Raw genomic sequence first — 22,109 nt, 5'->3', positions numbered from 1 at the left:
GAAGTTGTCCAGAGATGCGCCCTGGGGTGGGGCGCGTGTTCCGCCTTGGGACAGAAGTGGACGAGGGACGGCGGGCGCCGCTGCGGGACGACAGCACCGCCCGCCCGGTCAGACCAGCCTGCGCGCACCCGCCGAGGGCACCGCCGGGAAGACGCCCGGAGCGGCGTGGCCGGCCGCGGTGAACGCTTCGAGCACCGACTTGGTGACGGTGTCCGCCTGCGCCTCCTCGACCAGCACGATCGCCGAGCCGCCGAAGCCGCCCCCGGTCATGCGCGCGCCGAGCGCCCCGGCCGCGTTCGCCGTCTCGACCACGAGGTCCAGCTCCGGGCAGGAGACCCGCAAGTCGTCGCGGAGCGAGAGGTGCCCCGCCGTGAGGACCGGCCCGGCCGCGCGCACGTCGCCCGCGTCCAGCAGCGCGATGACCTGCTCGACGCGCTGGTTGTCGCCGACCACATGGCGCACGTAGCGCACGACGGACTCGTCCGCCCCCGCGTCGGCCAGCCGGGCGAGCGCGGCGTCCAGCTCCTCGTACGGCAGCTCGCGCAGGGTGCGTATGCCGAGCAGGCGCGCGCCCTCCTCGCAGCCGGCCCGGCGCTCCGCGTACGCCCCGTCGCCGAGCGCGTGCTTGACGCGGGTGTCGACGACCAGCAGCCGCAGCCCGTGCGCGGCCAGATCGAAGGGGACCTGGCGGCGGGTGAGGTCGCGGGTGTCCAGGTGCAGGGCGTGGCCCTCGGTGCAGCAGGCGGACGCCATCTGGTCCATGACGCCGCAGGGGACTCCGACGAACGCGTTCTCCGCGCGCTGGGCGATGACCGCGAGTTCGGCGGGGCCCAGGCCGAGTCCGAAGAGGTCGTTGAGGGCGAGGCCGGTGACCACTTCGAGGGCGGCGGACGAGGAGAGCCCGGCGCCGGTGGGGACGGTGGAGGTCAGCTGGATGTCGGCGCCGGTGACGTCGTGGCCGGCCTCGCGCAGCGCCCAGACCACGCCGGCCGGGTAGGCGGCCCAGCCGTGGCCCTGGTGCGGGGCCAGCTCGTCCACGCGGAGCCGGACGACGCCGCCGGGCACATCGGTGGAGTGCAGCCTCAGCTCGCCGTCGGTGCGGCGGGCGACGGCGGCGCGCGCGGTGTGCGGGAGGGCGAGCGGCATGACGAAGCCGTCGTTGAAGTCGGTGTACTCGCCGATCAGGTTGACCCGGCCGGGTGCGGCCCAGATCCCCTCGGGGGTGCTTCCGTACAGCTCGGTGAAGGAAGCGGTCAGCTCTGCGTGGTCGTGGGTCATGGTGCGGTGGGCTCCTCTCGGCGGGCGAACGTCCAGGCGTCGGAGACGATTCCGGCCAGGTCGGTGCGGGACGGCCGCCAGCCGAGGCGCTCCCTGGCGGTGGCGGCGGAGGCGACGAGGACGGCCGGGTCGCCGCCGCGGCGCGGGGCCGCGGTCTCGGGGACGGGGTGGCCGGTGACCTCGCGGACCGTCTCGATGACCTCGCGGACCGAGAAGCCGTTGCCGTTGCCGAGGTTGCAGATCAGGTGCTCGCCGGGGGTGGCGGCGTCGAGGGCGAGGAGGTGCGCCTCGGCGAGGTCCGCGACGTGGATGTAGTCGCGGACGCAGGTGCCGTCCGGGGTGGGGTAGTCGTCGCCGTAGACGGAGATCGACTCGCGCTGCCCGAGGGCGACCTGGAGGACCAGCGGGATGAGGTGGGACTCGGGGCTGTGCCGCTCGCCGCAGTCGCCGTACGCCCCGGCCACGTTGAAGTAGCGCAGCGAGACGGCGGCCAGGCCGTGCGCGGCGGCCTCTCCGGTGATCATGTGGTCGACGGCGAGCTTGGTGGCGCCGTACGGGCTGGTCGGGGCGGTGGGGTCGGCCTCGGTGATGGGGCTGGAGACCGGCTCGCCGTAGGTCGCGGCGGTGGAGGAGAAGACGAGGGTGCGGACACCGGCGTCGCGCATCGCGGCGAGCAGGGCGGTGGAGCCGCCGACGTTGTTGACCCAGTACTTCTCGGGGTCGGTGACGGACTCGCCGACCTGGGAGCAGGCGGCGAAGTGCAGCACCCCGTCGTAGGAGGCGTCGAGCCACTTCGCGGCGTCCTGGATGCGGCCCTCGATGAAGTCGGCGCCGGCCGGGACGCCCTCGCGGAAGCCGGTGGAGAGGTCGTCCAGGACGGTGACGGTGTGGCCGGCCTCAAGGAGGTGCTGGGCGACGACGCTGCCCACGTAACCGGCACCGCCGGTGACCAGGTACTTCTTCGGGGTCTTGCTCACTGGCTCGCTACCTCTCGCAGTCGCTGGGCCGCGGTCTCCGGCGGCACGTCGTTGATGAACACGCTCATGCCGGATTCGGAACCCGCGAGGAACTTCAGCTTGCCGGAGGTCCGTCGGACGGTGAAAAGCTCGAGGTGGAGCCCGAAGTCCTCACGTCCGGGGACCCCGAACGGCGCCTGGTGCCAGGCGGAGATGTACGGGGTCGGCGGCTCTCCGGGTCCGAAGATCCGGTCGAATCGCCTCAACAGTTCCAGATAGACCTGTGGGAATTCCGTGCGCGCCTCCTTGTCCAGCTCCCGCAGGTCGGCGACGCGGCGGCGCGGGTGGAGGTGGACCTCGTACGGCCAGTGCGCCGCGTACGGCACGAAGGCGATCCAGTGCTCGGCGGCGAGCACGATCCGGGAGCCGTCGGCCTCCTCGCGGGCCACCACGTCGTCGAAGAGGTTGCGGCCGGTCTTCGCGTGGTGGGCGGCCATCGAGCGCAGCATCAGTTCGGTGCGCGGGGTGACGAAGGGGTAGCCGTAGATCTGGCCGTGCGGGTGGCCGAGCGTGACGCCGATCTCGGCGCCCCGGTTCTCGAAGCAGAACACCTGCTTGACCTGCGGGAGCCGGGCCAGGGCCGCGGTGCGGTCGGTCCAGGCGTCCAGGACGAGCCCGGCCTGTTCCTCGGTGAGGTCGGCGAAGGAGGCGTCGTGGTCGGAGGTGAAGCAGACGACCTCGCAGCGGCCGGAGTCGCCGGCGAGGGACGGGAAGCGGTTCTCGAAGACGGCGACCTCGTAGTCGGGCTCCGGGATCTCGCTCTGCCGCCCCGCCTGCGAGGGGCACAGCGGGCACTCGTCGGCGGGCGGGTGGTAGGGCCTGCTCTGACGGTGCGAGGCGATGGCGACGCTGTCGCCGAGCAGGGGGTCGCGCCGGATCTCGGACGAGGTGGAGACGGCGTCGAGGGGACGCGTGTCGACGGCCTCGCGGGCGAGGTCCTCGCGGCTGTCGTAGTAGATCAGCTCCCGGCCGTCGGCGAGCTTTGTAACCGTCTTCTTCACCAGGCTCCTCCCACCACCGAACATAAGTAAACACAATGAACCACAAGCCAACAGGGCCGTCAATGCCGCTTCCGCCCGGACGGACCCCGGCGCACGGCGGCGCCGGGGTCCGTCCGGGGACGTTCGGGTGTGTTCGGGTGTGTTCGGGTGGGACCGCTGCGCCGTCAGCCGATGGGATCCCGCCCCTGCCGTGTCACCGTCGCCCGGTCCAGCAGCCCGGTGCGGGCGGCCAGTGCGGCGGCCTCCAGGCGGGAGCCGACGCCGAGCTTCATCAGGACCCGCTGGACGTGGGTACGGGCGGTGCTCGACGCGATCCGCATCCCGGCCGCGATCAGCCGGGTGTCCTCCCCCTCCGCGACCCGGACCAGCACCTCGACCTCGCGCGGGGTGAGCAGCCGCAGCAGCCGGCGGCCCTCGTCGTCGGGCTGTTCCACCGGGTTCAGGAGCTCGGCGAAGGCGGCCTGGAGGAGCTGGGGCGCGATGGCCGCCTCACCGGAGCGGGCCTTGGCGATGGCGCGCTCCACACCCTCGATGCGCTCGTCGTGCCGGACGTACCCGGCGGCCCCGGCCGCGAACGCGGCGGCGATGCCGCGGGGGCTGGGGACCGGGCCGAGGACCACCACCGCGGTCTGCGGGCGCTCCCGCCTGATCCGGACGACGGGGTCGAAGGTCCCGGGCACGGCGGGCGAGGCCGTGCCGAACAGGCAGACCTCCGGGGCCCGCCCGACCACCAGTTCCGCCGCCCCGGCGGTGGGCGCGGCCGCGGCCAGCACCCGGTGGCCGCGCAGTTTCAGCGCCGAGGCGAGCGCCTCGGCGAGCAGTCGGTGGTCGTCGACCACCATGAGCCGGACACCCATCGCGCCATCCCCCTGTTGCACCGACACAGGCCCCCCGGCCCTCCAGGGCCTGCAAGTTACACGGCCGGATACGCCTGTGGGGGTGGAACCGGCCGGTTCCACCCCCACATCCGTCGATCGCGCTCAGCTGGTGCGGAAGGACACCACCAGGTACTCCTTGTCGTCCAGCGAGCTCTTGCGGGGTGCGCTGATCATCGTCTCGGAGATGTAGAGGTGCCCCTGCTCGTAGCGGAATTCCGCGTAGTCCGAGGAGAAGCTGGTCTCCGCGTCCCGGACGGCGTCGTCGGCCGGGTTGCGCATCAGGACCGTCTGCTCGAAGGTGCTGCCGTCGATGGAGACGACCTCACCGCCCTTGTCGTACGGGGGTTCGCGGTACGCGATGATGTTGCCGCCGTCCATGCGCAGCGGGAACATCGTGAACTGCTCGCCCGCGTCGGCCCGGTCGCCGGTCTGCTTGCCGGTGGTGAGGTCGAAGGAGACGATCTCGTTGGTCCGGCTGAAGCTCTCGCCCGCACCGTCGTGCTCCTCGGTGGGCAGGTAGATGCGGTTGTTGCCGACGGCGAGCTGCTGGCAGCTCTCGACCTTGGTGGAACGGCAGCTGGCCGCGTACTTCTCCGCGTCGGCGGAGATGCGGATCTTCAGCTTGCCGGTGGCCTCGTCGAGCGAGAAGAAGTCCGAGATGCCGCTGCCGTCACCGGCGGTGTCGCCGACGTCGGCGGCGACGACCAGCGGCTTGGTGGAGACGATGTTCGCGTACTCGATGCCGGCCGGCATCTTGTACGAGGAGATCGGGGCGCCCGTCGTCGGGTTCAACGCCTGGACGACGACCTGGGGGTCGTCGTACGAACCGCACTTGCGGACCACGGCGAGGGCCTCGCCGCCGCCGTACCCCTTGTCGTAGCAGCCGTCGGTGCTGACCTTCGGCTTCCACAGCTCGGCGCCGGTGTCGAGCTTGAAGGCGGCGCCGCCGTCGGTGCCACCGGCGGCGACCGTGGTGCCGCTGAGGGTGACCTCGTCGAACCGGACGGGGCGGTCACCACTGCTGGACGCGATGACCTGCTTGCTCCACACGAGCTTGCCGGTGGCCAGGTCGAGGGCGCCGACCCGGTTGCAGCTGGGGTACTTGTTGGTCTTGCTCTGCTTGCTCTCCTCGAAGACGACGGCGGTCTTGAAGTCCTTGCTCATGTACCGGGACGCGGCGCACACCTGGCCGTCCAGCGGGATCGACCAGAGCTTGGTGCCCTTGTCCAGGTCGTAGCCGACGACCTCGTTGAGGCCCGTCTTCACGTACGCCTTGTCGGTGACCCAGGAGCCGGCGACGGTGGTGACGTCGGCGACCTCGGGCTGCGGGAGCTGGAAGCCGACCGCCGACTCGACGTTCGCCGGGGCCTTCTCCTTGCCGCTGCCGCCGGTGGCGGAGCCTTCGCCCTGGTCGCCGCCCTTGCCGCCCTTGGTCCCGCCCGTGGTGCCGGCGGACGAGCCCGCCTCGTCCTTCTTGCCGTCGTCCCCGCCGGAGGCGTACCAGATGCCGCCGCCGACGATCAGGGCGACGGCGACCACGGCGGCGACGATGATCTGCGCCTGGGTGGAGAACTTCTTCGGCCCGTTCCCGCCCGGCTGGGGCGGCTGGTAGGCGGGCTGCATCGGGGCGGTCGGGTAGCCGTACGGCTGCTGCTGCTGCCCCTGCTGCGGGAAGCCGCCGTACGCCGCCTGCGTCGGGAAGTCGTGGGGCTGCTGTCCCTGCTGCGGGTAGCCGTAGCCCGGCTGCTGCTGGGGCGGCGGCGTCTGCGGGTAGCCGTAGCCCGGCTGCTGCTGGGGCGGGCCGGGGGGCGGCGGGGAGCCGTAGCCGCCGGGGGGCGGGGTCGGCGCGCCGAAACCTCCGGGCGGCGGGTCCTGCGGGGCGCCGAAACCGCCGGGCGGCGGGTCCTGGGGCGCGCCGAAACCGCCCTGGGGCGGTTCGTTGGGCGGCTGCTGGGGCGGCTGGGTCATGGCGTTGCGTACCTCGGGGAAAGAAGGGGGGTCGGTCGGGGGGGGGGCCGGTGCGGGCCGCGGGCGGGGCTGCTGCCGCCCGCGGCCGGCCGTGTTCGTCGGGTGCCGCGGTGAGCCGTCAGCTGCCGAAGGCCATCATGGTCTTCGTCTCCAGCTCTTCCTTGTCGTTGCCCGCGCTGACCCGCGCGCTCACGATGAACGAACGGCCGCCCGCGTAGCGGATCTTCGGGTCGTAGAACGACCTCTCGATCGCCGAGGTCGACTCCGGGTGCTGGAGCACCGTCTTCGGGCTGCCGCCGGCCGGGGAGAGGGTGGCGATGCCGCCGCCCTTGCCGAAGCCGCCGTCCACGTAGAGGAGGATGTTGCCGCCCTCCATGCGGAGCGGCTTCATGGTCTGCCCGGCGGGGGCGTTCGCCTTCCACTTGGTCTTGCCGGTGTTCAGGTCGAAGGCGACGACCTTGTTGGTGCGGGCGGAGCCGCTGGTGTCGTCCTGCGTCGCCATGTAGAAGGTGTTGGCGTCGGCGGCGACGCCGCTGCAGCCGTCGAGACGCTGACCGAAGATCGTGAAGCCGCCGCCGCAGTCCGGGGAGAACTTGTCGCCCTTGTCGCTGGACAGCTGGGAGCGGAGCGTGCCGTTCTCGCGGAGCGCGAGGACGCTCCACTTCTTGTCCTCGCTGGTGTTGCCCTTGGTGAGGGAGACGATGAGGGGGCTCACCGAGTAGACCTTTTCGACCTCCCACCCGCGGGCGGGCTTGTAGGTCCACTTGGCCTTGCCGGTGGCGGGGTCCAGCTCCTCGATCTCCTGCTGCGGGTTGTTCACGTCGTCGGTGCGGCAACTGACCGCCGCGATGAGCTTGGCGCCGCCGGCGAACCCGAACGGCTGGCAGGTGCCGGTCCGCTTGCCGAACACCTCCTTGCCGTCGCTCACCCGGTAGGCGTTGGCGGCACCGGTGCGGCCGGCCGTCACGGTGTCACCGCTGATGGCCATGGAGAGGTCCGACATCATGTCGAAGAGGCCGCTCTTCTTGACCTCCTTCTTCCACCCCGTCCTGCCCGTGTTGAGGTCGATCTGCTGGAGTGCGGAGCAGTCGGCCTTGTCGGTGGTGCCGTTCTTGATCGCGATGACGATCTTGCCGTCCGTGGTGGTCTGCTCGGGCGCGGAGCAGATGTCCGCCGGCAGCTTCAGCGTCCACTTCTGCGTGCCGTCGGCCACCGCGTAGCCGGAGACCGTGCGGTACATGCCCTTGACGATCGTGTCGCCGACGATCCACGGCCCGTACACCTCCGCGCCGTTGCGCGGCAGGTCGACGTCGTTCTTCTGCAGCCAGAGGACCTTGGCCTCGCCCTCCTTGCGGCCGCTGTTGAGGTCCTCGTCCTCCCGCCCGGTGCCGTTGCCGTCGCCGTCGTCGACGGAGGGCGAGACGGACGGCTTCTTCACCTGCTCGCTCTTCTCGGCGACCGGCTTGCCGTCACCGCCGTCGTCCCCGCTGGTCGCGAACCAGACGCCGCCGCCGACGACCAGGAGCGCGGCGACCGCGGCACCGATGATCATGACGGGCTTGCGCTTGAACGGGCTGCCGCCGCCCGGACCGCCGGGGCCGGGAGGGACGGGCGCGCCGGGGTGCTGCTGCGGCGGGAAGCCGTAGCCGGCCTGCGGCTGCTGGTTGTACGGGCCGGGCTGCGGCTGTCCGTAGGGGCCGGGCTGCTGGTTGTACGGGCCGGGCTGCGGCTGTCCGTACGGCCCGGGCTGCTGGTTGTACGGGCCGGGCTGCGGCTGTCCGTACGGCCCGGGCTGCTGCGGGTAGCCGTAGCCCGGCTGCGTGGCCGGCGGGGCGGCGGGGGCCTGGGGCGGGGCGGCGGGCGGCGGGCCCTGGGGCGGCTGCGGTACCCCGTGCGGCGGCTCCTGAGGAGCGCCGAAGCCTCCCTGCGGCGGTTGCTGTCCGGGCGGCTGGGTCATCAGCGCGTCCCCCTTCGTGCGGTCCGGTGCCCGTTCCGGACTCCCCCGCGATCCCACCGGTGTCCGCGGGTCGGTCAAGACCCCCTGGACCACGACGGAATGGAGCGAATCGGGCATGGATCCCGCAGTGTCACGTCAGTCGAGCGGGACTTCTTTGTACCACCCGCCGGAGGGGGCCTTCCGGTTCGGTCCGCCCCTGTTCCCAAGGGAGGACCGGGCCGTGATGCCGCTGTGATGCTTCGGATCGTCAGGCGTCCTCGGCCAGCTCGAGCCAGCGCATCTCCAGCACATCGCGCTCCGCGACCAGTTCGCGCAGCTCGGCGTCCAGCTTCGCGACCTTCTCGAAGTCCGTGGCGTTCTCGGCGATCTGCGCGTGCAGGGCCGTCTCGCGGGACGACATCTTCTCCAGCTGCCGCTCGACCTTCTGCAGCTCCTTCTTGGCCGCGCGGGCCGCCTGCGCGGAGACCGCGGGCGCCGGGGCGGCGGCCTGTCCGGCGGCCGGGGCCGCTGCGGGCGTGGCCGTCTCCGCCTGGCGCTGCCTGCGCTCCAGGTACTCGTCGATGCCGCGCGGCATCATCCGCAGCGACTGGTCGCCGAGGAGGGCCATGACCCGGTCCGTGGTGCGCTCGACGAAGAACCGGTCGTGGGAGATCACGATCATGGAGCCGGGCCAGCCGTCGAGCAGGTCCTCCAGCTGGGTCAGGGTCTCGATGTCGAGGTCGTTGGTCGGCTCGTCGAGGAAGAGGACGTTGGGCTCGTCCATCAGCAGGCGCAGGATCTGGAGCCGGCGCCGCTCACCGCCGGAGAGGTCGCCGACGGGCGTCCACTGCTTCTCCTTCGAGAAGCCGAACTTCTCGCAGAGCTGCCCGGCGGTCATCTCCCGCCCCTTGCCGAGGTCCACCCGGTCCCGCACCTGCTGGACCGCCTCCAGGACGCGCAGGCTCGGGTTCAGCTCGTGGACCTCCTGGGAGAGGTAGGCGAGCCTGACGGTCTTGCCGACGACGATCCGGCCGGCGGCCGGCTGCGCCTCGCCCTGGGTACGGGCGGCCTCGGCGAGCGCCCGCAGCAGCGAGGTCTTGCCGGCGCCGTTGACCCCGACCAGGCCGATGCGGTCACCGGGGCCGAGCTGCCAGGTGAGGTGGGTGAGAAGGGTCTTGGGGCCGGCCTGGACGGTGACGTCCTCCAGGTCGAAGACGGTCTTGCCGAGGCGGGCGTTGGCGAACTTCATCAGCTCGCTGGTGTCGCGCGGCGGCGGCACGTCCGCGATCAGCTCGTTGGCGGCCTCGATGCGGTAGCGGGGCTTGGAGGTACGGGCGGGGGCGCCGCGCCGCAGCCAGGCCAGCTCCTTGCGCATCAGGTTCTGCCGCTTGGTCTCCTCGGTCGCGGCGATCCGCTCCCGCTCGGCGCGGGCGAACACGTAGTCGCTGTAGCCGCCCTCGTACTCGTGGACCGTGCCGCGCTGGACGTCCCACATGCGGGTGCAGACCTGGTCGAGGAACCAGCGGTCGTGGGTGACGCAGACGAGGGCGGAGCGGCGGGCGCGCAGATGGCCGGCGAGCCAGGAGATGCCCTCGACGTCGAGGTGGTTGGTGGGCTCGTCGAGGACGATCAGGTCCTGGTCCGCGATGAGCAGCTTGGCGAGGGCGATCCGGCGCCGCTCGCCGCCGGAGAGCGGGGCGATGACGGTGTCCAGGCCGTTCTCGAAGCCGGGCAGGCCGAGCCCGCCGAACAGACCGGTGAGCACGTCGCGGATCTTGGCGCTGCCCGCCCACTCGTGGTCGGCGAGATCGCCGATGACCTCGTGACGGATCGTGGCCTCGGGGTCCAGGGAGTCGTGCTGGGTCAGCACGCCCAGGCGCAGCCCGCCGCTGTGCGTGACGCGGCCGGTGTCCGCCTCCTCCAGCCGGGCGAGCATCCGGATGAGGGTCGTCTTGCCGTCGCCGTTGCGGCCGACGACACCGATCCGGTCGCCCTCGGAGACGCCGAGGGACACACCGTCGAGCAGGGCACGGGTGCCGTAGACCTTGCTGACCTGCTCGACATTGATGAGGTTGACGGCCACGAACGCTCCAGCTCGAAGGAAGACTCTGGCCTTCAGCGTAGTCGCCGCCGCGCGGACCTCCGTACGAGCGGCCGCCGCCCCTGGGATAGCTTGCGCGCAACGATCAAGGGGTGGGGATGACCATGACACGTCGTACGGTTCACGGGCTGGTGCCCGTCCTGCTGGCCGCGGCCGCGCTGACCGGCTGCTCGTCGGACACGGATTCCGGCGCGGGCGCGAAGCCGGAGAAGTCCGCGGCGCCCGCGGCGAAGGCCGCGGTCAAGGGCGGCACGGTCGGCAACCCCGGCTCGGGCTGCGAGCTGCCGGTGACGTTCGACCTGGTGAAGGACTGGAAGCCGAAGGCCGTCGCGATCGACCCGGACTCGGATTTCGCCGAGCTCGCCGAGCAGGGCCCGGTCACCATGGTCTGCGAGATCGACGCCAAGCCGGCCGGGCAGATCGGCTTCCTGCGGGTGTGGCGGGCGAAGGGCGGGGACGCCTCGCCTCGCGAGACGCTCAAGGGCTTCGTCGAGGCCGACGAGAACGCGTCGAAGGCCACGTACAAGCAGGTCACGACGGGGAAGCAGACCGTCACCGAGGTGACCTACACGCTCCACAGCGAGCTCATGGACGAAAACCGCCCGGCCCGCGCCTTCGCCCTCTCGACGCCCGACGGCCCGGTGGTGGTCCATCTGGGCGGCCTGGACTCGGACGAGCACGGGGAGATGCTGCCGGCGTACGAGCTGGCGAAGCGGTCGGTACGGGTGGGCTGACGCCCGCGGAGCGTCGCGTCGCCGCCCGGGCCGGCGGACCTCCGTCGAGGCCGCCGGCTACAGGACCGCCGCCCCCGGAGCCGGGGACACCGCCGTGCGCGCCGTGCGGCAGGTGCCGGAGGCGGTGAGGGCGGCGGCGACCTCGCGGGCCGTCGCCTCGTCCTCCGTGAGGAACGCGGTGGTCGGCCCCGAGCCGGAGACCAGGGCGGCGAGCGCGCCCGCCTCCGTGCCCGCCGCCAGGGTGGCGGCCAGGGTGGGGCGCAGGGACAGCGCGGGGGCCTGGAGGTCGTTGCTCAGGGCGCCGGCCAGGGCCTTCGCGTCGCCCGCCCGCAGCGCGTCCAGGAGGGCGTCCGAGGCCACGGGCTCCGGGACCCGGGTGCCCTCCGTCAGCCGGTCGAACTCGCGGTACACCGCCGGCGTGGAGAGCCCGCCGTCGGCCACCGCGAACACCCAGTGGAACGTGCCGCCGACCTCGACCGGGGTCAGCCGCTCGCCCCGGCCGGTGCCGAGCGCGGCGCCTCCGACCAGGCTGAACGGCACGTCGCTGCCCAGTTCGGCGCAGAGGGCGAGCAGGTCCTCGCGGGAGGCGCCGGTCCCCCACAGCGCGTCGCAGGCCAGCAGGGCGCCGGCCCCGTCGGCGCTGCCGCCCGCCATGCCGCCCGCCACCGGGATGTCCTTGTCGATGTGGATGTGCACGTCGGGCGCGATGCCGTACCGGGCGGCCAGCGCGACCGCCGCCCGCGCCGCCAGGTTCGACGCGTCCAGCGGGACCTGGGCCGCGTCCGGCCCGGAGCAGGTGATCCGCAGGCCGTCGGCGGGGGTGACGGTGACCTCGTCGTACAGGCCGACGGCGAGGAAGACGTTCGCGAGGTCGTGGAACCCGTCGGGGCGCGCGGCGCCGACCGCGAGCTGGACGTTGACCTTGGCGGGGACCCGTACGGTGACGCTCATCGCGCGCTCCCGGTCTCCGTCATCGGCGGCTTGTTCTCGGCGACGGCCGCGAACTCCTCGACCGTCAGCGACTCCCCGCGCGCCTGCGGCGAGACGCCCGCCGCGACCAGGGCGGCCTCGGCGGCCGGAGCCGAACCGGCCCACCCCGCGAGTGCCGCGCGCAGCGTCTTGCGGCGCTGCGCGAACGCCGCGTCCACGACCGCGAAGACCTCTTCCTTGCTCGCCGTCGTCGCCACGGGCTCGCTGCGGCGCACCAGCGAGACGAGCCCGGAGTCGACGTTCGGCGCGGGCCAGAACACCTTGCGGCCGATGGACCCGGCGCGCTTGACGTCCGTGTACCAGTTCGCCTTCACCGACGGCACGCCGTACACCTTGCTGCCCGGCCGGGCGGCCAACCGGTCCGCGACCTCCGCCTGCACCATGACGAGGGTGCGCTCGATGCTCGGGAAGCGGTCGAGCGCGGTGAGCAGCACCGGCACGGCGACGTTGTACGGGAGGTTGGCGACCAGCGCCGTGGGCGCGGGCCCCGGCAGCTCCCGTACGAGCATGGCGTCCGAGTGCACCAGCGCGAAGCGGTCGGCGCGGGCGGGCATCCGGGCGGCGACGGTGGCGGGCAGGGCCGCCGCGAGTACGTCGTCGATCTCGACGGCCACGACGCGGTCGGCGACCTCCAGCAGCGCGAGGGTCAGCGAGCCGAGACCCGGGCCGATCTCGACCACCACGTCGTCCGGCCGGACCTCCGCCGTCCGCACGATCCGGCGGACCGTGTTGGCGTCGATGACGAAGTTCTGGCCGCGCTGCTTGGTGGGGCGTACGCCCAGGGTGGCGGCCAGTTCGCGGATGTCTGCGGGGCCCAGGAGGGCGTCGGGCTCAGTGGTACTCACCTGTAAAGCGTAAGGCGCCCCGCACTTTGCTCCCGCCGGTCAGTAGTCGAACGCCCGCGCCGTGTTGTCCGCGATCGCCTCGGCCAGGGTGTCCTCGTCCAGGCCCTTCACCGCCGCCATCGCCCGCAGCGTCACCGGGATCAGGTACGGGGCGTTGGGCCGCCCCCGGTACGGGGCCGGGGTGAGGAACGGGGCGTCCGTCTCGACCAGGACCAGCTCGGTCGGCGCGGCCGCCAGCGCGTCGCGCAGGGGCTGGGCGTTCTTGAAGGTCACGTTTCCGGCGAACGACATGAAGTAGCCGGCCTCCGCGCAGGCGCGGGCCATGTCCGCGTCGCCGGAGTAGCAGTGGAAGACGGTCCGCTCGGGCGCCCCGGCGTCCGCGAGGACGCGCAGGACGTCCGCGTGGGCCTCGCGGTCGTGGATGACGAGGGCCTTGCCGTGGCGCTTGGCGATCTCGATGTGGGCCCGGAAGGACTCCTCCTGGGCGGCCATGCCCTCGGGGCCGGTCCGGAAGTGGTCGAGGCCGGTCTCGCCCACGCCGCGCACGTGGGGCAGCGCGGCCAGCGCGTCGATCTCGGCGAGGGCCTCGTGCAGCGCGGCGAAGCCGCCCGCCTCGCGCGCCCCCTCCCGCGACCGGCCCTCGGGGTCGCCGTGCACGATGCGCGGCGCCTCGTTGGGGTGCAGGGCCACCGCGGCGTGCACCTGGGCGTGCGCGGCGGCGGTCTCCGCGGCCCAGCGGGAGCCCTTCACGTCGCAGCCCACCTGGACCACGGTCGTCACGTTCACCGCGGCGGCCCTGGCCAGGCCCTCCTCGACGGTGCCGTCCTGCATGTCCAGGTGGGTGTGCGAATCGGCGACCGGCACCCGGAGGGGTTCCGGCAGGGGCGGGGCTTCGGTGCGGCTCATGGCCACGATCGTACGAGGATCGCGGCGGCCCGCCCCACGAGGTCACCTGCGGAAGGGGTGCAGAAGGTCGGAGAGGTGCCAGTGGCGGCCGGCGGAGGGGACGGCGGTGGCGGCCACGGGCTCCTCGGCCGGCTCCTCGGGGACCGGCCCCCGGGAACGGTTCCGGTCGTACAGGAGCTGCTGGACGGTCGAGACCCGGCCCGCCCGCATGATCCGGACGACGTGCCCGCCGCAGTTGGCGCAGGTCGGGGTGGAAAGGGGCGAGGGCACCCGTTCGCCGTCCGCCTTGTAGACCACGTAGGCGTGCTGGGTCGCGTCGACGTGGTGCTCTATCTCGTAGGCCTGCTCCCACCCGTATCCGCACCTCATGCAGGCGAAGGCGTACGCCTCGTGCGCGGTGGTGGCTGTGATGTCGCTCATGCCTGCTCCTCTTGTCCCTCGGACAAGCGCTGCGGAGAATGCGCCCTGTCTTCCAGTGGACGCCTTCACCGGCAAAAGCGCACCGGCCCTGCCGAGTGTTGGAGCGGTTTTGGCCTTTTCGTGGTCAAAGGGGCCGGAACGCGGCTCTGGCTTTGCTTTTCACGATAGTCCCTTGCCGTCCGCGTGGCCGGTCCGAGCAGCGTTCTTTGCCGCGACGACGGCATCGAACACCTCGCGCTTGGGCAGGCCCGCCTCGGCGGCGACGGCGGCGATCGCCTCCTTGCGCCGCTCCCCCGCCTCCTCGCGCACCAGCACCCTGCGCACCAGCTCCTCGGCGTCCAGGTCCTCCCCGCCGGCGACCGCGCCCTCGACGACGACGGTGATCTCACCGCGTACCTGCTCGGCGGCCGACCAGGCGGCCAGCTCGCCCAGCGGACCGCGCCTGACCTCCTCGTACGTCTTGGTCAGCTCGCGGCACACGGCGCCCCGCCGTTCCGCGCCGAAGACCTCGGCCATCGCGGCGAGGGTGTCGTCCAGGCGGTGCGGGGCCTCGAAGAAGACCATCGTGCGGGGCTCGCGGGCGACCTCGCGGAGCTTGGAGAGGCGTTCGCCGCCCTTGCGCGGCAGGAAGCCCTCGAAACAGAACCGGTCCACCGGCAGCGCGGACAGGGCGAGCGCGGTGAGCACCGCGGACGGGCCGGGCACGGCGGTGACCTTGATGTCCTGTTCCACGGCGGCGGCGACGAGCCGGTAGCCGGGGTCGGAGACGGACGGCATCCCGGCGTCCGTGACCAGCAGCACCCGGGCGCCGCCGGCCAGGGCCTCGACGAGTTCGGGCGTACGGGCGGACTCGTTGCCCTCGAAGTAGGAGACGACACGCCCCGTGGTGTGGACGCCGAGCCCCTGGGTCAGCCGGCGGAGCCTGCGGGTGTCCTCGGCGGCGATGACGTCGGCCGCCTCCAGCTCGGCGGCGAGGCGGGGCGGGGCGTCCGCCAGGTCGCCGATGGGGGTCCCTGCGAGCACGAGCGTTCCAGTCGTTCCAGTCACGAGCCCCATCCTCCCAGCACGGGCAGCCCCCTTCCCACAGACGGGTTCCCTACGATGGCGCGGTGACGAGTACTGCGCCCGAAGCCCGGCAGGGCCAAGACGCCGGGGAACAGCACGGCCCGGAGCCGACCTCCTGGCAGCGGCGGCTGCGCCGCTTCGGCCATTCCCCGCGCCCCGGCATCGGGTTGCGGGAGCGGCTGATTCCGCCGTACACCCGGCCCGGGAACCAGTTGTGGGCGGTGCTCGGCGTACCGCCGCTGCTCGCCGAGCGGCTGGTGCGCTGGTCGGCGTGGGGCGGTCCGCTGCTGGTGGCGGCGGTCGCGGGGGTGCTGCGCTTCTGGAAGCTGGGCAGCCCGCACGCGGTGATATTCGACGAGACGTACTACGCGAAGGACTCCTGGGCGCTGATCAACCAGGGGTACGAGGGCGCGTGGCCCAAGGACGTCGACAAGCTGATCCTGAACGATCCCTCGCAGGTGCCGGTGCCGACCGACCCGGGCTATGTGGTGCACCCGCCGGTCGGCAAGTGGATCATCGGCCTCGGTGAGCAGCTGTTCGGGTTCACGCCGTTCGGCTGGCGGTTCATGGTCGCCGTGCTCGGCACGCTGTCGGTGCTGATGCTGTGCCGGATCGGCCGCAGGCTGTTCCGCTCGACGTTCCTCGGCTGCCTGGCGGGCGCACTGCTCGCGGTGGACGGGCTGCACTTCGTGATGAGCCGCACCGCGCTGCTCGACCTGGTGCTGATGTTCTTCGTGCTGGCCGCGTTCGGTTGTCTGCTGATCGACCGTGACTGGGCCAGGCGGCGGCTGGCGGCGGCGCTGCCGGTCGACGAGGAGGGCGTGCTGCGCCCGGACGCCGGGGTCGCGGAGAACCTGCGCCTCGGGTGGCGGCCCTGGCGGATCGCCGCGGGTGTCTCGCTGGGCCTGGCCTTCGGCACGAAGTGGAACGGGCTCTACATCATGGTCGCGTTCGGCCTGATGACGGTGTTGTGGGACGTGGGCGCGCGCCGCACCGCCGGGGCCGTGCGCCCGTACGCGGCGGTGCTGCGGCGGGACGTGCTCCCGGCGTTCGTCTCGGTGGTCCCGGTCGCGGTCCTCACGTACCTGGCGTCCTGGACGGGCTGGATCGTCCGCAACGACCCGGACCGGCACGGCTACTACCGGGGCTGGGCGGCGACCGACGGCAGGGGCGGCTCCTGGACCTGGCTGCCGGACTGGCTGCGCAGTCTGTGGCACTACGAGAACCAGGTCTACGACTTCCACGTGAACCTGACGTCGGGACACACGTACCAGTCCAACCCGTGGAGCTGGATCGTGCTGGGCCGGCCCGTCTCGTACTTCTACGAGGAGCAGAACGGCTGCCCGACGTCGTCGACCGGCAAGTGCGCCCGCGAGGTGCTGGCCATCGGGACCCCGCTGCTGTGGTGGGCCGCCTGCTTCGCCCTGGTGTACGTGCTGTGGCGGTGGATCTTCCGCCGCGACTGGCGGGCGGGCGCGATCGCGTGCGGGGTGGCCGCGGGCTGGGTGCCGTGGTTCCTGTACCAGGAGCGCACGATCTTCCTGTTCTACGCGGTCGTGTTCGTGCCGTTCCTGTGTCTCGCGGTGACGATGATGATCGGCGCGATGCTGGGCCCGGCGGCGGAGACCGGGCCACGGTACGAACTCGGCCTGGCGAAGCCCGATCCCTCGGGCGAGCGGCGCCGGACGCTGGGGGCGGTGGCGGCCGGTGTGCTGGTGCTGCTGATCATCTGGAACTTCATCTACTTCTGGCCGCTGTACACCGGGACGTCCATTCCGGAGGACTCCTGGCGGGACCGGATGTGGCTGGACACCTGGATCTGACCGGACCGTTCCCGCCATTCACGGCATGTCCGCGTCGCGTTCCGATAACAACCGGCCCCCCTGTCACCGCCCTCCCGTAAGGTGCCCCACACAGCTATCTTGAACACGTTCAAGAGGGAAGCTCCGGGGGATGGGGACAGCAGGCGATGCGCAGTGGAGCGAAGGTAGGCATAGTCGGGGGGGTGTTCGCGCTCGTCCTGGGCGGGGTGGGTTACGGGGCGTACAACGTCCTGGACGGGCTCGGGGACAGCGGCGTCGGCGGTACGAGCACGGCCGCCGACTCCTCCGAGGTGAGATCGGGCCCGGTCACCGAGGAGGAGATCGCCGAGACGTCGAAGAAGTTCCTCGCCGCGTGGGCGGAGGGCGACGCGGCGGTCGCGGCGGCGCTCACCAACAACAAGGGGGACGCCGAACCGGCCCTGGCCGGCTACAGCGAGACGGCCCACGTCACCAAGGCCGTGATCACGCCCGGCAGGGCGACCGGCTCGACGGTCCCGTACACCGTGAAGGCGACGGTCTCGTACAAGGGGACGTCCAAGCCCTGGTCGTACGCCTCGAAGCTGACCGTGGTCCGCGGACTGACCACCGGGCGCCCGCTCGTCGACTGGGAGCCCTCCGTCATCCACCCGGACCTCGCCAAGGGCGAGTCGCTGGAGACCGGCGAGTCCTCCACCGCGTCGATCGAGGCGGTCGACCGCAACGGGCAGGTGCTCACCAAGGAGAAGTACCCGTCACTCGGCGGCATCCTGGACGAGCTGCGCGGGAAGTACGGCGAGAAGACCGGCGGCACCACGGGCATCGAGACCTGGATCAACAGCGCGAACGCCGACGGGGTGGACAAGACGCTGCTGACCCTGGTCAAGGGCAAGCCGGGCAAGCTGCAGACGACGCTCGACGCGAAGATCCAGGCGGCGGCGGAGCGGGGCGTGAAGAAGTTCGCGGAGGCGTCGGTCGCGGCGGTCGAGCCGTCGACCGGGGCGATCCGGGCCATCGCGAACAACCCCTCGACCGGCTTCGAGACGGCCCGCAGCGGCGCGGTGGCCCCCGGCTCGACGATGAAGATCATCACGGCCGCGATGATCATTCAGAACGGCCTGGGCAGCGCGAACACGCCCGTCCAGTGCCCCTCCCAGGTGAGCTGGGAGGGAGTCCCCTTCCACAACCTGGACGACTTCTCGATGCCGAGCGCGACTCTGAAGACGGCCTTCGCCCGCTCCTGCAACACGGCGTTCATCAAGCCGGTCTCCCCCCTGGAGGGCAAGCGGGACACCGCCCTGGGCATCGAGGCCGGGCAGTACTTCGGCATCGGCCTCAACTGGCAGACCGGCGTCAAGACGGTCGACGGCAAGGTGCCCGAGTCCTCCGGAGCCGAGACCGCCGCCTCGTTCATCGGCCAGGGCAAGGTCCAGATGAACCCGCTCAACATGGCGTCGGTCACCGCCACCGCCGTCAACGGCCGTTTCCGGCAGCCGTTCATCGTCCCGCAGTCCCTGGACAACCGGACCTTCGCCACCGCGAGCCCCCTGCCGCCCGGTGTCTCCAGCCAGCTCAAGGAGATGCTGCGCTACACCGCGACCGCCTCCGAGGGCACCGCGACGCAGGCCATGGCGGGCGTGGGCGGCGACAAGGGCGCCAAGACCGGCTCGGCGGAGGTCGACGGCCACGCCACATCCGACAGCTGGTTCACCGGCTTCAGCAACGACCTGGCGGCCGCCGCCCTGGTCCAGTCCGGCGGCCACGGCGGCGACGCGGCGGGACCGGTCGTCGCGGAGGTGTTGCGCGCGGGACCGTGACGGGCGTCCGACCACGCGACCTCGAACGCCGTCGCGGCCGCACTCGGCCGCGACGGCGTTTCCGTGGGCGCCCGGCACCCGTAGCGGAGGGCCGCGACCCGCGAAGTGAGGGCACGGAGTATTGACACGCTCTTGTCAGGGGCGGAACACTCCACAACGGGAGAGCGCTCTCCAAGAGTTCCCGCAGTGCTTCCTTCCTCCCCGACCGGGCGCCCTCCCCCACCCCACGCTCCCCCCACGACGCAGCAGGAGGTCTCCATGCCACGGAGGTCCAGAACCCTCACCGGACTGCTCTTGTTCACCTCGCTGAGCCTGACCACGGCCGGGATCGCCGGGATCGCGGCGACGGCGAACGCGGCCCCCGAGACGGCCGCCACCGCGCACTCCGAGCACGCGGCGTACTCCATGCCGGGGATGCCCGGCATGCCGGCGTCCACCCAGGCATCGGGCGACGACCCGGACGGGGACGGCTACATCATGGCCGACCCGCCCGTCACCGGGGTCACCCCCTCGACGGAGGTCCCGCCGTCGGCGTACTTCCACGAGTTCCAGGCCAAGTGCGCCCCCACGCACACCGCGCCGGACGACCCGATCGTCTACCCGGGCCAGCCCGGCAAGTCCCACGACCACACCTTCATGGGCAACACCACGACGGACGCGTACACCACGGCCGCCTCGCTGGAGTCCGGCGACACCACGTGTCTGGCGCCCGGCGACAAGTCGGCGTACTGGATGCCGAGCCTGTTCAAGGGGGACCAGAAGATCCTCCCCGACGGCGTCCAGACCATCTACTACAAGTCGGGTGTCACCGACTACCGCAGCGTCCGCCCCTTCCCCAAGGGACTGCGGTTCGTCGTCGGCAGCCCGATGCAGAGCCAGGAGGAGTTCAAGAACCTCAAGGGCACCGTCGAGGGCTGGGAGTGCGGCGACTCGTTCAAGAACTACGACTTCCCCGCGACCTGCCCCGACCGCCGGGACGTGCAGCTCAACCTGCGCCTCCAGGCGCCGAGTTGCTGGGACGGCATCCACCTGGACACGCCGGACCACAAGAGCCACATGGCCTACCCGGTCGCGGGCGGCGCCAACTACAACTCCTGCCCGGCCGACCACCCGGTCGCGCTGCCGATGATCGAGTTCAAGATGGCCTGGCCGGTCAACGGCGACATGTCGCAGGTGAGGCTGGCGAGCGGCGCGGGCTACTCGTTCCACTACGACTTCATGAACGCCTGGGACACCGCCACCCTGGACGCGATGGTCACCCACTGCATCAAGGGCGGCCTCCAGTGCGACCCGCACGGCTACGACGAGAACCACCCCGACAAGGGCGCGGTGCTCGACGGGAACTACGAACTGCCGTAACCGCCACCGCGCGCACCCCCACAGGTCCGGGGCCTTTTTTCGGCCCACACCGGAGAGCGCTCTCCAAGATCGCGGAGGCCCCGGACCACGCGCGCGAAGCCCCCACTCCCCCCACTCGCAAGGAGAGACGCGTGCACCACCCCCCAACCACCCGTACGACCCGCACCCCCCGGCGCCTGAGGGCATCCGTCGCCGCGGCCGCGCTCCTCGGCGGCGGCCTGCTCGCCCTCCAGGCGCCCGCCGCGCAGGCGGCCGGAAACGTCGTGAAGGTCACCGGCTCGCAGGGCGACTGGCGGCTCACCGTCGACGGTTCGCCGTATACGGTCAAGGGCCTGACCTGGGGCCCCTCGGTCGCGGACGCCGAGAAGTACATGCCCGACGTCGCGTCGATGGGCGTCAACACGATCCGCACCTGGGGCACGGACGCCACCAGCAAGCCGCTGTTCGACACGGCGGCGGCCCACGGCGTCAAGGTGATCGCCGGCTTCTGGCTCCAGCCCGGCGGCGGTCCCGGCAGCGGCGGCTGCGTCAACTACCTCACGGACACGCAGTACAAGAACGACATGCTCGCCGAGTTCCCCAAGTGGGTCGACACCTACAAGGACCACCCCGGCGTGCTGATGTGGAACGTCGGCAACGAGTCCACGCTCGGCCTGCAGAACTGCTACGGCGGCGACGAGCTGGAGGCCCAGCGCAACGCGTACACCTCCTTCGTCAACGACATCGCGAAGAAGATCCACGAGGTCGACCCGAACCACCCCGTCACCTCCACGGACGCCTGGACCGGCGCCTGGCCGTACTACAAGAAGAACGCCCCGGACCTGGACCTCTACGCCGTGAACTCCTACGACGCGGTCTGCAACGTCAAGTCCGACTGGGAACAGGGCGGTTACGACAAGCCCTACATCGTCACCGAGACCGGGCCGGCCGGCGAGTGGGAGGTGGACGACGACGCCAACGGCGTACCGGAGGAACCCACCGACGCCGCGAAGGCCGAGGGCTACACCAAGGCCTGGGGCTGCGTCACCGGCCACACCGGAGTGGCCCTGGGCGCCACGATGTTCCACTACGGCGTCGAGGACGACTTCGGCGGCGTCTGGTTCAACCTGCTGCCGGGCGGTGAGAAGCGGCTCTCGTACTACGCCGTGAAGAAGGCGTACGGCGCCGACACCTCCGGTGACAACACCCCGCCGGTGATCTCCGACATGACCGTGGACAACGCCACCGAGGGAGTCCCCACCGGCTCCGACGTGCGCGTCAGCACGCACACCACCGACCCGGACGGCGACGCGCTCACCTACCAGGTCCTGTTCAGCAGCAACTACATCGACCAGAACAAGGCACTGGTCCCCGCCGAGACCACGGACAACGGCGACGGCACCCTGACCGCGAAGGCGCCGAGCAGGACCGGCGTCTACAAGGTGTACGTGAAGGCCAGGGACGGCCACGGCAACGTGGGCGTCGAGACCATGTCCCTCAAGGTGGTCCCGCCGAAGGTGGACGGCACCAACGTCTCGCAGGGCAAGCCGGCCACGGCCTCCTCCTTCCAGACCGACCCGACCGGCGGCTGCCCGTGCGGCGCGGACAACGCGGTGGACGGCAGGTTCGACACCCGCTGGGCCGGCGACTGGAGCGACCCGCAGTGGCTCCAGGTCGACCTGGGCGCCTCCACGGCCATCAAGCACGTGCAGCTGGCGTGGGACCCGGCGTACGCCAAGGGCTACGAGATCCAGACGTCCGAGGACGGCCGGAACTGGACGACGATCAAGACCGTGACCGACGGCAACGGTGACATCGACGACCTCGACGTCACGGGAACCGGCCGCTACGTGCGCGTCAACGGCACCGCGCGCGGCACGGGCTGGGGCTACTCGCTGTGGGAGTTCGGCGTCTACAGCTGACGAGGCCCGCGAGACCGCGGACCGGCAGCGGGAAGACCCCCTCGGCGTCCCCGTTCGAGGGAACGGCGACGCCGCGCACGGCCCCCCGGGGACTG

Annotated in this window: 17 protein-coding genes; 5 read left to right on the top strand and 12 right to left on the bottom strand. The window is 71.9% G+C overall.

Annotated elements, in window-relative coordinates; genetic code table 11:
• Window positions 1–108: 108 nt before the first annotated feature.
• The 7 genes from galK to ABZ564_RS17100 all read right to left on the bottom strand — a co-directional run bounded on the left by galK (window position 109) and on the right by ABZ564_RS17100 (window position 10,160).
• Window positions 109–1,278: a galactokinase gene (gene galK, locus ABZ564_RS17130; RefSeq protein WP_360856460.1), complete on the bottom strand. Its 1,170-nt coding sequence runs from the start codon at window positions 1,276–1,278 to the stop codon at window positions 109–111.
• A complete protein-coding gene (gene galE, locus ABZ564_RS17125) occupies window positions 1,275–2,255 on the bottom strand; it encodes a UDP-glucose 4-epimerase GalE (protein WP_360856457.1) in 981 nt (326 codons plus the stop codon). Before galE ends, galK begins: the two co-directional genes overlap by 4 nt.
• Window positions 2,252–3,295, bottom strand: a complete 1,044-nt coding sequence (gene galT / locus ABZ564_RS17120) for a galactose-1-phosphate uridylyltransferase (RefSeq protein ID WP_360856454.1) — start codon at window positions 3,293–3,295, stop codon at window positions 2,252–2,254. Before galT ends, galE begins: the two co-directional genes overlap by 4 nt.
• A 164-nt stretch (window positions 3,296–3,459) precedes the next feature.
• Complete coding sequence (locus ABZ564_RS17115) at window positions 3,460–4,152, bottom strand: LuxR C-terminal-related transcriptional regulator (RefSeq protein ID WP_360856452.1); 693 nt, start codon at window positions 4,150–4,152, stop codon at window positions 3,460–3,462.
• 123 nt (window positions 4,153–4,275) lie between these two features.
• Window positions 4,276–6,141 (bottom strand): PQQ-binding-like beta-propeller repeat protein, encoded by a 1,866-nt coding sequence (locus ABZ564_RS17110; protein ID WP_360856449.1) that lies wholly within the window; start codon window positions 6,139–6,141, stop codon window positions 4,276–4,278.
• Between the two features lie 118 nt (window positions 6,142–6,259).
• On the bottom strand, window positions 6,260–8,098 hold the full coding sequence (locus tag ABZ564_RS17105) for a PQQ-binding-like beta-propeller repeat protein (RefSeq protein WP_360856446.1): 1,839 nt from the start codon (window positions 8,096–8,098) through the stop codon (window positions 6,260–6,262).
• 247 nt (window positions 8,099–8,345) lie between these two features.
• Complete coding sequence (locus ABZ564_RS17100; RefSeq protein ID WP_360856443.1) at window positions 8,346–10,160, bottom strand: ABC-F family ATP-binding cassette domain-containing protein; 1,815 nt, start codon at window positions 10,158–10,160, stop codon at window positions 8,346–8,348.
• A 116-nt stretch (window positions 10,161–10,276) separates the two neighbouring features.
• On the opposite strand from ABZ564_RS17100, the gene ABZ564_RS17095 reads away from it, so the two are divergent.
• Window positions 10,277–10,912 carry a lipoprotein gene (locus tag ABZ564_RS17095; RefSeq protein WP_360856440.1) on the top strand — a complete coding sequence of 212 codons (636 nt, stop codon included), beginning with the start codon at window positions 10,277–10,279 and terminating at the stop codon, window positions 10,910–10,912.
• Between the two features lie 57 nt (window positions 10,913–10,969).
• Here ABZ564_RS17095 and ABZ564_RS17090 read toward each other — a convergent pair whose 3' ends face one another.
• From ABZ564_RS17090 to rsmI, 5 genes are all read right to left on the bottom strand, one after another.
• Window positions 10,970–11,863 carry a 4-(cytidine 5'-diphospho)-2-C-methyl-D-erythritol kinase gene (locus tag ABZ564_RS17090; RefSeq protein WP_360856437.1) on the bottom strand — a complete coding sequence of 298 codons (894 nt, stop codon included), beginning with the start codon at window positions 11,861–11,863 and terminating at the stop codon, window positions 10,970–10,972.
• Window positions 11,860–12,747, bottom strand: coding sequence for a 16S rRNA (adenine(1518)-N(6)/adenine(1519)-N(6))-dimethyltransferase RsmA (gene rsmA, locus ABZ564_RS17085; RefSeq protein ID WP_360856434.1), 888 nt, complete (start codon window positions 12,745–12,747; stop codon window positions 11,860–11,862). The genes ABZ564_RS17090 and rsmA overlap by 4 nt, the downstream gene beginning before the upstream one ends.
• A gap of 39 nt (window positions 12,748–12,786) precedes the next feature.
• A complete protein-coding gene (locus tag ABZ564_RS17080; RefSeq protein WP_360856431.1) occupies window positions 12,787–13,653 on the bottom strand; it encodes a TatD family hydrolase in 867 nt (288 codons plus the stop codon).
• A 42-nt stretch (window positions 13,654–13,695) separates the two neighbouring features.
• Entirely contained in the window at window positions 13,696–14,073 is a 378-nt protein-coding gene (locus tag ABZ564_RS17075) for a hypothetical protein (protein ID WP_360856428.1), read from the bottom strand.
• Window positions 14,074–14,232: 159 nt separating this feature from the next.
• Complete coding sequence (gene rsmI, locus ABZ564_RS17070; RefSeq protein ID WP_360856425.1) at window positions 14,233–15,129, bottom strand: 16S rRNA (cytidine(1402)-2'-O)-methyltransferase; 897 nt, start codon at window positions 15,127–15,129, stop codon at window positions 14,233–14,235.
• A gap of 53 nt (window positions 15,130–15,182) precedes the next feature.
• Here rsmI and ABZ564_RS17065 point away from each other — a divergent pair, with 53 nt between their 5' ends.
• The 4 genes from ABZ564_RS17065 (at window position 15,183) to ABZ564_RS17050 (ending at window position 22,014) form a co-directional block, all read left to right on the top strand.
• On the top strand, window positions 15,183–16,961 hold the full coding sequence (locus ABZ564_RS17065) for a phospholipid carrier-dependent glycosyltransferase (RefSeq protein WP_360856422.1): 1,779 nt from the start codon (window positions 15,183–15,185) through the stop codon (window positions 16,959–16,961).
• Window positions 16,962–17,107: 146 nt separating this feature from the next.
• Entirely contained in the window at window positions 17,108–18,754 is a 1,647-nt protein-coding gene (locus tag ABZ564_RS17060) for a penicillin-binding transpeptidase domain-containing protein (RefSeq protein WP_360856419.1), read from the top strand.
• Window positions 18,755–19,012: 258 nt separating this feature from the next.
• Entirely contained in the window at window positions 19,013–20,113 is a 1,101-nt protein-coding gene (locus tag ABZ564_RS17055; RefSeq protein ID WP_360856416.1) for a DUF1996 domain-containing protein, read from the top strand.
• A 131-nt stretch (window positions 20,114–20,244) separates the two neighbouring features.
• Window positions 20,245–22,014 (top strand): discoidin domain-containing protein, encoded by a 1,770-nt coding sequence (locus tag ABZ564_RS17050; protein WP_360856413.1) that lies wholly within the window; start codon window positions 20,245–20,247, stop codon window positions 22,012–22,014.
• Window positions 22,015–22,109 lie beyond the last annotated feature (95 nt).

Source organism: Streptomyces sp. NPDC019224, assembly GCF_040632605.1.
Lineage (GTDB): Bacteria > Actinomycetota > Actinomycetes > Streptomycetales > Streptomycetaceae > Streptomyces.
The sequence above is the reverse complement of the archived record's forward strand: the minus strand, read 5'-3'. Positions and strand labels throughout refer to the sequence as shown.

Bases quoted from the DNA above. Each gene is read 5' to 3' on its own strand.
- galK (WP_360856460.1), bottom strand. From the start codon at position 1,278: ATGACCCACGACCACGCAGAGCTGACCGCTTCCTTCACCGAGCTGTAC.
- ABZ564_RS17090 (WP_360856437.1), bottom strand. From the start codon at position 11,863: ATGAGCGTCACCGTACGGGTCCCCGCCAAGGTCAACGTCCAGCTCGCG.
- ABZ564_RS17095 (WP_360856440.1), top strand. From the start codon at position 10,277: ATGACCATGACACGTCGTACGGTTCACGGGCTGGTGCCCGTCCTGCTG.
- ABZ564_RS17080 (WP_360856431.1), bottom strand. From the start codon at position 13,653: ATGAGCCGCACCGAAGCCCCGCCCCTGCCGGAACCCCTCCGGGTGCCG.
- ABZ564_RS17115 (WP_360856452.1), bottom strand. From the start codon at position 4,152: ATGGGTGTCCGGCTCATGGTGGTCGACGACCACCGACTGCTCGCCGAG.
- ABZ564_RS17110 (WP_360856449.1), bottom strand. From the start codon at position 6,141: ATGACCCAGCCGCCCCAGCAGCCGCCCAACGAACCGCCCCAGGGCGGT.
- rsmI (WP_360856425.1), bottom strand. From the start codon at position 15,129: ATGGGGCTCGTGACTGGAACGACTGGAACGCTCGTGCTCGCAGGGACC.
- ABZ564_RS17075 (WP_360856428.1), bottom strand. From the start codon at position 14,073: ATGAGCGACATCACAGCCACCACCGCGCACGAGGCGTACGCCTTCGCC.
- ABZ564_RS17055 (WP_360856416.1), top strand. From the start codon at position 19,013: ATGCCACGGAGGTCCAGAACCCTCACCGGACTGCTCTTGTTCACCTCG.
- ABZ564_RS17105 (WP_360856446.1), bottom strand. From the start codon at position 8,098: ATGACCCAGCCGCCCGGACAGCAACCGCCGCAGGGAGGCTTCGGCGCT.
- ABZ564_RS17060 (WP_360856419.1), top strand. From the start codon at position 17,108: ATGCGCAGTGGAGCGAAGGTAGGCATAGTCGGGGGGGTGTTCGCGCTC.